This window comes from Chitinophaga sp. sic0106, assembly GCF_019219075.1.
Lineage (GTDB): Bacteria > Bacteroidota > Bacteroidia > Chitinophagales > Chitinophagaceae > Chitinophaga.
Genome location: NZ_JAHUWJ010000005.1, coordinates 72,286 through 86,513 on the forward strand (window position 1 = coordinate 72,286; position 14,228 = coordinate 86,513).

A 14,228-nucleotide genomic window follows, 5' to 3' on the forward strand; every position below is an offset into this window, starting at 1 on the left:
TAGGTGATAATTCATATTTTACCCGCATGGAGTACAATCATTTTTTATATAAACGTTGGAAAATTGCGTTGCCATTGTGGTCGATCATCTGTCCGATAGTAGGGCTGATTATATTAGCCCTGGCGGCGCAGTATAAGTCTGGTTTGTTTGCCGTGATCATGGGCGCATCGTTGATAGCCACGGTGCTGGCGGCGGTGCATCATGCCGAAGTGGTGGCACATAAGGTAGGAGAGCCTTTTGGTACGCTGATACTGGCGTTGGCCATTACGGTGATTGAGGTGTCGCTGATTGTTTCTATGATGCTGTCAAAAAGTGCGGGTGGCGCTACATTAGCCAGGGATACGGTATTTGCAGCGATCATGCTGATCCTGACCGGCATCATCGGGTTATCCTTACTGATAGGAGGCTACAAATACAAGGAACAGGCGTACATCAAGCAAGGGGTAAGCGCCGCGCTGACTACGCTAACGGCTATATCCGTATTGACATTGGTGTTGCCTAACTATACGACTACCTCGGCAGGGCCGGTATATTCCAGTAGTCAGCTGATATTTGTAGCCATTATTTCCCTCGTGTTATATGGGGGATTTGTGGCGGTGCAAACGGGTTTGCACCGGGATTATTTTTTACCGGAAGATGCCGCCAAAGGCGACGAAGATGCTCATGCATCCCCACCATCCGCGGGTACTACCGTTTGCAGCCTGTTGCTGCTGGTAGCCTCCCTGGTAGTGGTGGTATTGCTCTCAAAGAAATTGTCGCCTACTATTGAAGGTATTGTAGTGGATTTAGGGGCGCCTAAGAGCCTGGTAGGTATCATCATTGCGGCGGTGATCCTGTTGCCGGAAGGACTGGCCGCTATCCGCAACGCCTCCAGGAATCGCCTGCAAACAAGCCTGAACCTGGCGCTGGGCTCTGCCCTGGCAAGTATAGGACTCACTATTCCGGCAGTTGCCATCGTATGTTACATCATGGATTTTGAAGTAACATTGGGTATCGACAGTAAATCCACTTTGCTGATGTTGCTGTCACTATTTACCATCAATATTTCCTTTGGCGCAGGCCGTACCAATGTACTACAGGGAATTGTACAGCTGGTGATACTGGCTACCTACCTGTTTATCACCATTGTGCCTTAATATTTAATTTCTGTACCTGGGGCGCAAGGTGTTTTGCTGAGCGTAGCATACTTTAAAATAAATGTATTGCTGAAACAATTGGCGGGGTGATAAGAGGAAGAGTCAATTCCACTCAGCGTCATGTAAAATACGTTGCCATCTTTTACCGAATCAGGTAGTTCAGCTACACCTATGGTATGCGGGATGGCCCGTGGATTTAAAGGTTCGCCAAAAAAAGCATTATTGATGGTGTCCGTATAGTTTTTAAAACCGGCTTGCATCCCGGGGTCTACAAACTGGATCACATCCTGGCAACTTTTGCCAACATATTTCACCGCCACACAGGAAACACCGAAACTGATACAGGTAATAATTTCCGGCTGCGGCTTTTCATATTTCTTACAGCCGAAAGCCGTGAATAGCAATACGTTTAGTAACAAGATAGTTTTAACAGTACGCATAATAGCAAGATTTTGGTTTGGGAGTTTGCCTGTTAAAACGGACGGGTATAGCAAAAGTTACACTGGAGTGTAATCATTACCAACTAAAAGAACATACCACCGGAAGCCTCAATCCGTTGGGCGGTAATCCAGCGTGCCTCTTCGGTACACAGGAAAGCTACCACACCACCGATATCATCCGGCACGCCTACACGGCCTAACGCAGTATTAGCGGCTATTTGCGAGTTCAGTCCGGGATTATCCCGCACCTGGCCTCCGTTGAAGTCTGTAGCAATAGCGCCCGGCGCCACTACATTAGCGGTAATACCGCGAGCGCCCAGTTCCTTGGCCATATAGCGGGTCAGTACTTCCACACCACCTTTCATGGTTGCATATGCGCTGCTGCCAGGCAATGAAAAGCGCGCCAGCCCGGAGGAAATATTGATGATACGGCCACCATCGTTAATAGTGGTGAGTGCCTTTTGCGTTAAGAAGAATACACCTTTCAGGTGGAGGTTTACCAGCTGATCAAACTGCTCTTCTGTTACCGCGGCAAATGGTGCGTGCAGGCCCGTGCCGGCGTTATTGATCAGGAAATCAAAGGTGGATACACCAAAGGTTGCTTCCAAAGTAGTTTTCAACTGGGCGAGGAAGCCATCAAAGGTTTTGGTGTCGCCGGCATTGAGTTGCAAAGCGGCGCCCTTGCTGCCTGCCGCCGCTATTTCCGCCACTACTTTATCGGCTTCGTCTTTGCGACTATGATAAGTAATTACAACATTAAATCCTTTACCGGCCAGCGCAAGCGCCATATTTTTTCCAAGGCCCCGGCTGCCGCCTGTTACGAGTGCTATTTTGTTACTGGTTGCCATCATTTGAATTTTTTGATTATAAAAGATTAATCAGTACTGCTTTGTTCAGTGACGAGGTTATTTCCTGATTGACTACACAAAGGTCATACATTCCGTAACGGCCATCGTTACGGCAATCAATCTATCATTTGCAAAATTCAAATAATGGCTGGTTACCGGAAACCGGCAGGGGAGATGTTGGTTTGCTTTCTGAAAAAATTCGAGAAATGGGCTACCTCTTCAAAGCCAAGGCCATAGGCGATTTCAGAGATGCTAAGGTTAGTTTGTTTCAGCAGTATCTTGGCTTCCTGTACAATACGGCTGCTAATCAGCTCGGTGGTTGTTTTGCCGGTGTTCTCTTTTAATACTTTGTTGAGATGATTGACATGCACGGCCAGCCTGTCCGCAAAGTCTTTAGCCGTCCGTAATTGCAACCGCTGCTGTGGTGGTTCTACAGGGAACTGTCTTTCAAGCAGCTCAATAAACAGGGAGGAAATACGCGTGGCAGCAGTATGTACAGGCTGTGTAGTGTCCAGTGGCTGCAGTTTCTGGCCAAAATGGATCACCTCCATCAGGTAGGTGCGCAGTAGGTCATATTTAAAAGCATAGTCAGACGAAATCTCCCGGTACATCTTCTTAAATATGCCGGTAATCTCTTCAGCTTCCGCCTCATTTACCTTAAAAACAGGTACCCCGCCGGATTTGAAAATAGGCAGTTCGTCCAGCACCACACCGCTTTTGGTAGGTACCAGGAACTCTTCGGTGAAAATGCAGAAATAGCCAGCCTGGTGCTCGTCCTGCGGTACATAATGATAAGGGATTTTCGGAGAGGCAAACAACAAGGCATTCTTTTCAATTTCAATCACCTTGTCCGCATATTCAGCGCGGTTATGCCCGCTGATCATGCTGATTTTATAGTAGGAACGGCGGTTGTATGGCATCACACCGGTATCCCTGTATTTGGCTACGGTATCGGCTATCTTAAACACGTTAAAATGCCCCAACTCCTTATTTACACCTTCGGGCATTTTGCCCGTGGTTTCCCTGTAAAAATCTTCCAGCGATGTTCTGGTCATAACTACCTCCCGAATTGCGAAATTCAAATTTACGGAATTTTCGATTGATTTTTATGGAGATTAATGAATTGCACTTTTGCATGTGTATGTAGCCACCGGTGCATCGCAAACCGAACAGCAATAATCCGCAGGCAATGCTTCAAATGCTGTTCCTGGAATAACTCCCTGGTCAGGGTCCCCATACACTTCATCATATAAGGTCTGGCAATCATTGCACTGATAAAGGGTTTTAACAGGTGCCGGCATTACCGTTGCCTGCTGCTCCCGGATGTAGTCACCCAGCAAATCCTTTTCACTCTTCTGTTCATAATAGGCTTTGCAAAGGGCCGCTACATAAGGTCCCAGGTGCTCTTTGCTGACCGCCTCCCGGTACAGCACCAGCTGGGAGGAGTTAGCGTTGAAACCCGCTGTGTGCAAAATGTCATAACGCTGCATGTACTTGAGCTTACTCTCCCGGATGTGTTGTTGTCTTCTTATAACAATAGAACCAAACAGGCTTTCAGACTTACGTACCCGTACACTGAAGCAAAGGCCATATGTGCGGGTGTCCATGCTGTCGAAATAGCGGATGATATGGCGTTTCAGCACCAGGCCGTCTTCACAGTCGTCCTCCACACACCAGTTGAGTTCATTGGCCGCATGTCGCACGTTGATGCCATGCTTGCCTAAGATATAGTCCCACAGCTGACGGTGTGATTTATTGATATGTTGGATCACGAGCGACTTCCAGGGGGTGATATACACAGCCCCGGTCATGGTTTGCTGGCAGATGGCACACATATCTTTCAGAAAAGGAACGGAAAAATATTCGTTGCGCTTGTAAATGCCCAGCCAGTAGCCGTTATTCTGTTGATTAAAACCTTCGTAGTAAGGCAGGTGAAAGGGGGGGAGCGACAGCTCCTGTTCCTTCTCCCGGGAGCTGAATACTTTCCCGTTGGTTGCTTTTTCGTATATCCCTTCCAGTGAGTGGTGGCTATTGATATATTGTTCCACCGCCTTACTCAGCGCAGCAATGTGATTGCTGTACACCAGCGTAGGCCACGCCATCAGCTGCTGCGTGCCTGGCATTCGCAGGTAGAGATACCAGTAGTGGGAATGCTCGGAAGAAACCCAGTTGATATGCCCGGTAAATAACGGTACAAAGGTTTGCGACTGCTCACAGATATTGACCTTCAGCCCCGGATGATAATCAAACTGGTCAAAGATTTCCTTGTATACGCCTTCTGTAAGCCAGCCGGTATGCCCGAGCAACCCGGTAGTAAGATAGGAACTCACAATGTTAGGGCCCGCCGCCACAGGGATATGTGCCAGGTGACACTGCACCATAAATGCTTCATAGTACGTCACGGGGATATCCAGCATGAGCTGCTGCCGGTGTCCAAACCGCAGCTCCCGGCACTGGTGCTCCGCCGCCAGCTCCACTATTTTCATCAGCTGCCCGGCTGGTACAATGCCGCCGGTGAAGTTGATCTGTATGGTTTGATCCGCTTTCAGCATTTATACGAGTATTGATTTTTCCTGTAAACATTTTTCCATGATTGCTTTCACTTCCGAACGACAACTGCCGCAGCCCATGCCGGCACCGCTGGCCTGACAAAGCGCTGGCAGCGTATCACAGCCCTTATCTATTTCTGCCTTAATATTTCCTTCGCCCACATTACCACAACTGCACACCAGCTTGCCGATCACGGTATTGCCCTTATTGCCGGAGCGCAGCAGCTGCAGGCGTTTATCGCTCAGTTCAATGCCCTGTTGTATCAGGTCCTTGAACTCCAGAAATTCAGATTTATCGCCAATCAAAATAGCGCCCACCAGTTTGTCCTGGTGCACAATACATTTTTTGTAATAGCGCTTGGCCTTATCCATGAATATAATTTCCTCATAGGCGGGATCATCCGGCGTGAGCACCATGCCAAGCGAACAGATATCAGTACCATGCATTTTCAGGATGTTCATAAACAAAGAACCTTTGTAGTAGCTGCCGGTATCGCCGCAAAGGTATGCCGCCACTATGGCTGCCTGTTGTTCCGCAGCTGCGGTAATTCCATACAGTGTGCCTTTGAACGAAGCAATTTCACCGATGGCAAAAATATCCGGATCGCTGGTTTGCAGGTATTCGTTGACCGTAACCCCCCGCTCGCATTGCAGGCCTGCGGCCATGGCCAGCTCTGTGTTTGGTTGTGTGCCAATGGTCATTACCACGGCCTGGCAAGGGATATACCTGCCGCTTTTCATATATAATCCGGTTACGTGGTCATCGCCATCGAAGCGGGAAATTTCATCGTTAAAATAGGTTTCAATTCCTCTGTCGCTCAGCTCTTCATGGAGTAGCTGGGCAGCGGTGTGGTCCAGCTGCCGGTCCATCAGCCGGGAGGTACGCTGTATAACGCCCACGGCTATACCCATTTCCCGGAGCGAGGCTGCCAGCTCAATGCCGAGCAGCCCGCCACCGGTGATCATAACGCGGCCTTTATCAGGACTTACATAAGATTTAAATCGGTCAGCATCGGGGCGGGTACGCATGGTGAAAATGCCCCGTATATCCGGTACGTCTTTTAGTCTGGCGGCACGGCTACCCGTAGCCAGCAGCAGCACGTCAAAGTGATGTACCTCACCATGGTTATCGGTCACAGTTTTGTTCTCCCGGTCAATACTGGTAATATACACGCCTCTTTTCAGGGTGATATTATAATCTTTCTCCTCGTGGTTGCTCATGGTCACCAGCTGTGGCCATTCCAGCGTATCACAGATGTAGTCCGGGAGCATTACCCTATTATAAAAGGGGAGATCTTCCTTGCTGAAGATCAGTATGTCATCGGTGGTGTTCAGCTCGCGGTAGGAGCGTACAAAGCCCCTGGAACCGGCGCCTGCACCCACGATGATGATTTTTCGTTTAGGTTGCTGGTATTTGCGGACAGCCACCGCATTAAATTTGAAGTCGGGTTGCTTTGAAATCGGGTCCAGCAGCCGGGATGTCAGATTGTTGGCCCGGTGCAGATCCTGCTGCAAAATTTTGCCCCAGTGCATTGGCAGAAAAACGACGCCCTGTTTGATGGTATCCGTCAGCGTAGCTTTGACTCTAACGTTACCGGATACACTGAGTACTTCCACGATATCCCCGTTACGGATGCCGCGTTCTGCGGCATCTTCCGGGTGTATTTCCAGGAACGCGGCACTGATATGTTGTTTGAGCTTATTTACCTTTCCGGTTTTACTCATGGTATGCCACTGGTCGCGGATACGGCCGGTGGTTAAAATCAGCGGGAACTCCGGACTTACGGGTACGGAATTGTTTTCATCCGCCACAGCATGGATCATCGCTTTTTTGTCGGAAGTATAAAACTGATGGTCTGTAAACAGTCTGCTGGTACCTTTGCCATTGCGGTAGGGCCATTGGATGCTGCGATGTTCCTGTAAAATGCTGTAGTTGAGGCCACTGATATCGGTATTTGTCCCGCTGGTGAGACGGGTGTGTTCTTTGTATATCTCTTCGTTGTTCGTATAGTCGAAACCGGTATATCCCATTTTTTGGGCAAAGCGGCAAATGATTTCAGCGTCCGGGAGTGCTTCTCCGGGTGCCTCGGTGATGCGGGCGAGGTAGCTGATACGGCGCTCGGCGTTGGTCATGGTGCCTTCCTTCTCCGTCCAGGCGGCCGCTGGCAGCACTACATCGGCATATTCCAGCGTTTCCGGCTTGTTGGAGATTTCCTGTACCACTACGTACTTCGCTTTCTTCAGAGCTGCTTCTGCCTGCCGCGCATTGGGCAAACTCACCAGCGGATTGGTGCACATGATCCAGATAGCTTTGAGGCGGCCGTCTTCGAGTGCTTCAAACATTTCGGTAGCTGTTAATCCGGGTGTTGGGGAGATGCTGTTGACGCCCCAGAACCTGGCTACTTCCTCGCGGTGCGCTGCATTATTCAATACGCGGTGGGCGGGGAGTAAGTTGCTGAGTCCACCTACCTCCCTGCCACCCATGGCATTGGGCTGACCGGTGAGCGAAAATGGTCCGCTGCCGGGTTTACCGATATGCCCGGTGATGAGGTGCAGGTTGATCAGGCTTAAATTTTTGCTGACACCTACCACGCTCTGGTTAAGTCCCATGGTCCAAAATGACATGAAGCCGTTAGCTTCGCCGATGTAGCGGGCGGTGGTGTAAATATCTGCTGCGTTTACACCGCAGATCACCGCTGCTTCTTCTACGGTACGCTCCATCACCTGCCTGCGATAGGCGTCGTAGCCGTTGGTATGGTGGCCAATGAAGGCCTGGTTCGTATAGCCTTGCATGATGATAGCGCGACCAATAGCATGATGCAGGGTAATGTCGGTGCCCGGATTAATTTGCAGGTGAATATCTGCCATGGCGCAGGTTTGCGTAACCCGGGGATCGCTCACAATAATTTTCAGGTTGGGGTTGGCTGCCCTGGCGGCCTCCACGCGGCGCCAGAGGATAGGATGACACCAGGCGGGGTTAGCGCCGGCAACGAAGAGGCAATCCGCGGCAGCGATGTCGTCATAGTTGCCCGGAACGCTATCCTCACCCAATGCCATTTTATAGGCTGCTACTGCGCTGCTCATACATAACCGGGAGTTGGTGTCGATGTTGTTACTCCCGATATATCCTTTGATGAGCTTATTGACCACATAATATTCTTCAGTGAGGCATTGTCCGGAGGCGTAAAAAGCTACTGCCTCCGGCCCGTATTTTTTGATGATGCTGCTGAATACGGCAGCGGTGCGTTCCAGCGCCTGGTCCCATGATACCCGCTGCCGGGGCATGCTCCGGTGGTACCGCATTTCGGGGTACAGGAGCCTGTCGGAAGTATCCATCACGGTATAGTGCAGGTTCATGCCCTTGGAGCAAAGCATACCTCTGTTGACAGGATGATCGGGATCTCCCTGTACCTGTACATTTCCCCGCTTATCTTTATTCACAATGATACCGCAGCCTACACCACAGTAACAGCAGGTTGATTTGATTGATGTGTCCATGGAACGCACGATTTAAATGATCACGATGCAACGGCAGCAGTACGGATGCCGCTGGCAGGTACTGGTTTTACAAACCTGGTAACCATGATGATGACAGAAACGATGATAACGATGACGCCCAGGTATTGAAAAGCCTGTATGTAGGTGATGCTTTCAGACTTAAACAGGAAGCCAAACAGCATCCCGCCGAGATTACCGCCGGCACCCACGATGCCGCTTACCAGACCTGCATTCTTTTCGTTGATAAACGGAACGATGCCGAAAGTAGCGCCATTGGCCATTTTCAGGAAGAGGGCAAAACCCAGCATGCATACAATGGCCAGTCCCAGGCTGCCGGCATGGGCAAACCAGAGCAGGCCCAAACCTTCGCCCAGCAGCATAAAGCCGAGCAGGCGTCCTTTGCCCCGCATACCATGTCTGGCACCTACCTTATCAGAAACGATGCCGCCCAGCGCCCGCGCAAATATGTTCATGAACCCGAAGATACCTGCCAGGAATCCGGCCTTCGCCTGGTCTAACCCAAACGTATCTACGAAGTGCAGGGAGGCTACATTGTCAAAGGTGATCTCCATGCCGAAGCACATGCCGTAAGCCAGTGTGAGCGCCCAGATGCGCCATTCCTTCAGGATGCTCCAGTCGGTTGGGCCGGCAACTTTCTGCTGGTTGATTTCGTCGAGGTTGCCTTCGGGTGTGTCTTTGGTGAATTTGTAATATAGCCAGGCCACGAGCAGCATCATGATGCCGGGTACAATCATGGCATACCTCCAGGCTTCTGACTTAGTAAATCCGAAGCCTACGATGGCCGCGAAGATCAGCGGCATCACCATATTTGTGATCCCGCCGCCCAGGTTGCCCCAGCCGCCGGTGATGGCGTTGGCAGTTCCTTTAATAGAGGGGGCAAACATCAGCCCGGTGTGAAACTGCGTTACCACAAAAGAAGCACCTATAACGCTGATGGCTAAACGGAATAATAAAAAGGTGGTATAGTTATCGGCCAGCCCCACAAGGAATACCGGTAATGATCCGGCAATCAGGAGTCGCACCGCAGTTTTACGCGGCCCCCAGGTATCACATAATCTCCCGATGATTAAACGCGCGATAATAGTACCACTCACGGACGCAATCATGATATTGCCTACCTGTGATTTGGAAAGGCCGAGGTCTTCCCGGATGGTGGGCATCAGCGGCGCCAGCCCAAACCAGCCAAAGAAACAAACGAAAAACATCAGCCACGTGATGTGGAAAGTGCGCATCTGAACGGAGTTCAGACTGAATATTTTTATTTTATCGAGTTGAGCAGACATAGACTTTGGTTTGCAGGTTATTTAATAAAGATTTCCGGTTTCACTGTCAGCATCAGGTAGGCCCAGTTACTGTTGCTGGAAGAGTTAGCGATGTTCTTGACAGTGGGAGAGGTGAGTGTATTGGTGCTCCAATAGTGACTGTAACCACCTTCTATACTGATGATACGGGTAAGGCTATACGTAGCAGTGATATCTGCTTCTGTACCAAAGTTTTTGGGGTAGCCGGCAATTGTGCCGGCGCTGAAAAACTGGTGCAGGTCCGCGTTGAGTATCCATTTGGCGGAAGGCTTCCACCTGGATTTGAGATAGTAGTCCTGCAGGCCCTGGCGGCCAAAGGTACTGGCTACATAGAAGTAATCCATATTGCCCCAGAACTTATGCGGCGTACCATACAGCGGGTCAAACCAGGGGCTGGTGTAATCCACGCCAGGTCCAACGCTGAAAGTACTGCTTGCCTTAAACAGCACCTGGGCGCTTAAAAGGTACGATGGATTGGTAGCTGCCTGGAAATAGCCGGCAGCAGTAGTTTCCAGCAGTTTGCTCTGGCGGTTCCAGTACAGGCCGGCGGTGATGCGGCTGGTAGTGGTAGCTTCCCAGGTTTTCACCGGCAGGTTGTTAACGGTATCGGTATGCGAGCGGGAGAACTGGTCCGCCAGCACGAGGAAAGAAAGCGTTTGTGCGCCTGTTTTTCTGCTGGCATGTAAAAATTCCAGGCTCTTATACATGCTGCCACCATTGGTGTTAGCGGCATAGTTGCCGGGAGGGGTAGGGTTGTAGATGGTGCCACTGCCGTTTTCTTTATTTTGATTGAAAGCGGCGCCGAAGTGGAGTTGCCACCTGGCGGACTGATACCGCAGCAGTACGGCGTCGTGGCGGCGGCCCTGTTGTAACCAGTCCAGGTTGCCGAGGAGGCGACTATCATCATACACCAGTTCCTGGCGGCCAGCTTTGAGGCTCAGGGTGAAATTTTTTACGGTGGTATCCGTCAGCATCACGGCGGCCCAGGCTTCATGTAATAGGAAGCCATTGTTATCGGCCGTGGTAGTGCGGTTGATGGTAGAGGCATCCTGGCCCCATACCCGCACATCCTGCACGGTGAGCCCCAGCTGCAGGCGGTAGGTGTTGAAGCCAGCGCTCAGGCGGCTGCGCTGAGAGGTAAAAAATGCCGGTTTGGCATTGGCCGGGAGGGGAGCTCCTTGTCCGTCGCGGAATTCGGAGCGGGTACGTAGCTGTGCGTTAATGGATAACTGAGCGTATGCCGGTCGGAGAAATAGTCCGGATAAGACAAAGGAAGCCCCGCTAAGAAACAGTTTTTTCATGTAACTTAGATCGATTTTAAAGGTGAGCCAATCATTTTTGAGTCAGAAGCCCGGCCAGCCTGCCCGCTGCCGGGTTTCGCCATTTATATAGGCGCTATACTTCCATAAACTCTTTGGCAATACCAATGTATACCCGGTCGTCAATCACTTTTACGGGGTAAACGGTGATGGAGGATTCCGCATCATCTGAAATGCAACGGCCGTCCAGCAGGGAAAATGTTTTCTTGTGAAAGGGACAGGCTACCTTAGGCTCGTCTTTAACGGTGCCGGTCATGCCGCGACTCAAAGCCATCTGCTGGCGGTGCGGACACATGTTCTGGGTGGCAAACCACTCATTGCGACGGGCAAAGTAATATAGGGCGATCTGTTCTTCTGCCAGTTTCACACATACCCCACCATTAGTAGGTACATCGGTGGTGTTGCAGGCATAAAACCAGGTGATACTTGTTTCGATTACAGACATAGCGGTAGGATTTAGTTGATTGAATTATTTCCATTCAGCGGCGCGTTTCTGATCGCGCATTTTTTCAAATTTTACAGTAGGGTCTCTTTCTTCCGGTGCGTTGATGAAGTGCGAGAAGCGCTTGCGCAGTTCCGGGCTTTCCACCACCTCTTTCCACTCGCATTTGTAGTGGTCCACCAGGAGTTGCATGGCGGCTTCGAGTTCGGCGGCAATACCGAGACTATCATTCACTACTACGTTGTGGAGGTAGTCCATGCCGCCATCGAGTTTGTTGAGCCAGGTAGCGGTGCGGGTGAGGGGATCGGCGGTTTTGATATAGAACATCAGGAACCGGTCAATATATTTTATGCAGGTTTCACTATCGATATCGGAGGCCAGCAGTTTGGCGTGTTGGGGTTTGGAGCCACCGTTACCGCAAACATACAGGTTCCAGCCTTTTTCAGTGGCGATGATACCGAAGTCTTTGGATTGTGCTTCGGCACATTCACGGATACAGCCGGAAACGGCGGATTTGATTTTATGGGGCGCGCGGAGACCACGGTAGCGCTCTTCGATCTGTATGGCGAAGCTCACGCTGTCGTGCAGGCCGAACCGGCACCAGGTAGATCCCACGCAGCTTTTCACGGTGCGCAGTGCTTTACCGTAGGCGTGGCCACTTTCGAAGCCGGCTTCAATCAATTCTTCCCAGATGAAGGGGAGGTCGCTGAGGTGGGCGCCGAATAAGTCGATGCGCTGACCGCCGGTGATTTTCGTATATAGGTTGTATTTAACGGCTACCTGCCCGATTACGATCAGTTTTTCCGGGGTGATTTCACCGCCGGGAATACGTGGCACTACGGAGTAGGTACCACCTTTCTGAATGTTGGCGAGGTAGCGGTCGTTGGAGTCCTGTGCGGTATCATTGCCTTTGTCGAGTATCAGCTCATTCCAGAGGCTGGCCAGGATGGAGGCTACTACTGGTTTACAAACTTCGCAACCGTCGCCATGGCCGTAGGTATCTATTACTTCATCGAAGCTACGCAGGGCTTTTACTTTGATAAGGTCCAGCATTTCCTGGCGGGAGTAGGAGAAGTGTTCGCAGATGACGTTGCGGATGTAGCGACCTTCCGCTTTCATGGTGGCGGTGATGAGGTCTTTTACCATCGGGGCGCAGCCGCCACAGCAGGAACCCGCTTTGGTGGCTTTTTTCACGTCGTCGAAGGTTTCCAGGCCGGCAGTAACGGCGCCGCATATACGCCCTTTGCTTACACTCTCACAACTACAGATGATGGCGTCGTCCGGGAGCCCTGTAACGGCTGCCGAATTGGCGTCACCCTCTTTTTTGGCGCCGGTCAGCAGCTCAGAAGGGTTGGCCGGCAGGGGCATGCTGTTTTTGGTAGTTTGCAGTAGCATGTTGTAGTCGGCCGCATCACCGATTAAGATTCCGCCCAGCAGGCGGGTGCCATCCGGTGTGATGTTGAGTCTTTTATACACCCCGGTGAACCGGTCTTCGAATACGATACTATGACAGGTATGTGGCAGTGGGAAGGGATCGCCGAAGCTGGCTACGTCCACACCGATGAGTTTTAGTTTCGTGCTCATATCAAAGCCGGTGAAAGCTTTTTCTTCTCCCAAAATAGTAGCAGCAGCAACTGCCGCCATATCATAACCCGGTGCCACCAGGCCATAGATCATTTGATTATGGAGGGCACATTCACCGATGGCGAATATTTCCGGATCGGAGGTTTGCATCTGGTTGTTCACGATAATGCCACCACGGGGACCCAGGGTCAGTCCTGCCTGTAGCGCCAGTTCATCCCTTGGTTTGATACCGGCGGATACAATTATGATGTCCGCATTTACGGAGGTGCCATCCGTAAAAGCGAGGCCGGTAACTTCATTCTCACCTAAAACTTCGCTTGAATTACGATTTGTGAGAATGTTGATTCCCAGTGCATTAAGTTTATTTTGTAATATGGCAGATCCTTGCTCATCTATTTGTCGCGGCATCAGTCGGGAGGAAAATTCCACTACAAAGGACTCTGGTACCTGGAGGTCGAGCAGCGCTTTGGCCGCTTCCAGTCCCAGCAGTCCGCCACCTATTACGATGCCTGATTTAGCGTTGGCGGCATAGGCGCGGATGGCATCCAGGTCTTCAATGGTCCGATATACAAACACACCTTTTTTATCGATGCCCGGTACCGGAGGTACAAAGGCCGCGGAGCCGGTAGCCATCACGAGGTAATCATAGGTTTCCGCCTTGCCATCAAGCGTATGCACGGTTTTACGGTGCCGGTCGATGCGTATAACGGGGTCGCCTGTATGTAATATTATATTATTGTCCTTATACCATTGTAAATCGGCGAGGAGGAGGTCATCGGCAGTTTTGCCGTCGAGGTAAGAGGTAAGATGTACTCTGTCGTACGCCGGGCGGGGTTCTTCGCCATATACAATCAGTTCAATCCCGGTATCTGCCATTGAACGGAGCTTCTCACAGAATTTGTAGCCCACCATGCCGTTCCCTATTACGATTACTTTCATTGGAAATAAGATTTTGAAATCGGGAGATAAAATATATTATAAATAAATTTATATAATAGATTTTCTAGGAAGAAATGTAAAATTGTTGGGCGGCGTATGATTTCTGATATAAAAATAAGGATTTTATATTTAAATTTGAATGCATGTTCGC

10 protein-coding genes are annotated in these 14,228 nt (G+C 50.6%); 1 reads left to right on the forward strand and 9 read right to left on the reverse strand.

Features of this window, described 5'->3' with window-relative positions; translation table 11 throughout:
- Nucleotides 1-26: 26 nt before the first annotated feature.
- Nucleotides 27-1,136 (forward strand): calcium:proton antiporter, encoded by a 1,110-nt coding sequence (locus KW844_RS09305; protein WP_218376452.1) that lies wholly within the window; start codon nt 27-29, stop codon nt 1,134-1,136.
- Here the strand turns inward: KW844_RS09305 and KW844_RS09310 are convergent.
- From KW844_RS09310 to nirB, 9 genes are all read right to left on the reverse strand, one after another.
- Nucleotides 1,133-1,576 (reverse strand): hypothetical protein, encoded by a 444-nt coding sequence (locus KW844_RS09310; protein ID WP_218376453.1) that lies wholly within the window; start codon nt 1,574-1,576, stop codon nt 1,133-1,135. The two genes, KW844_RS09305 and KW844_RS09310, sit on opposite strands and share 4 nt — an antisense overlap.
- An 83-nt stretch (nt 1,577-1,659) precedes the next feature.
- Nucleotides 1,660-2,427: an SDR family oxidoreductase gene (locus tag KW844_RS09315; protein ID WP_370626490.1), complete on the reverse strand. Its 768-nt coding sequence runs from the start codon at nt 2,425-2,427 to the stop codon at nt 1,660-1,662.
- A 149-nt stretch (nt 2,428-2,576) separates the two neighbouring features.
- Nucleotides 2,577-3,479 (reverse strand): AraC family transcriptional regulator, encoded by a 903-nt coding sequence (locus KW844_RS09320; RefSeq protein WP_218376454.1) that lies wholly within the window; start codon nt 3,477-3,479, stop codon nt 2,577-2,579.
- 60 nt (nt 3,480-3,539) lie between these two features.
- Entirely contained in the window at nt 3,540-4,976 is a 1,437-nt protein-coding gene (locus KW844_RS09325) for a rubredoxin (RefSeq protein ID WP_218376455.1), read from the reverse strand.
- A complete protein-coding gene (locus tag KW844_RS09330) occupies nt 4,977-8,471 on the reverse strand; it encodes a nitrate reductase (RefSeq protein ID WP_218376456.1) in 3,495 nt (1,164 codons plus the stop codon).
- Nucleotides 8,472-8,491: 20 nt separating this feature from the next.
- Nucleotides 8,492-9,775, reverse strand: a complete 1,284-nt coding sequence (locus KW844_RS09335) for an MFS transporter (RefSeq protein WP_218376457.1) — start codon at nt 9,773-9,775, stop codon at nt 8,492-8,494.
- Nucleotides 9,776-9,792: 17 nt separating this feature from the next.
- Entirely contained in the window at nt 9,793-11,094 is a 1,302-nt protein-coding gene (locus tag KW844_RS09340; RefSeq protein ID WP_218376458.1) for an alginate export family protein, read from the reverse strand.
- 94 nt (nt 11,095-11,188) lie between these two features.
- A complete protein-coding gene (gene nirD / locus KW844_RS09345; protein ID WP_218376459.1) occupies nt 11,189-11,557 on the reverse strand; it encodes a nitrite reductase small subunit NirD in 369 nt (122 codons plus the stop codon).
- Between the two features lie 24 nt (nt 11,558-11,581).
- Complete coding sequence (gene nirB / locus KW844_RS09350) at nt 11,582-14,077, reverse strand: nitrite reductase large subunit NirB (RefSeq protein ID WP_218376460.1); 2,496 nt, start codon at nt 14,075-14,077, stop codon at nt 11,582-11,584.
- Nucleotides 14,078-14,228: the final 151 nt, after the last annotated feature.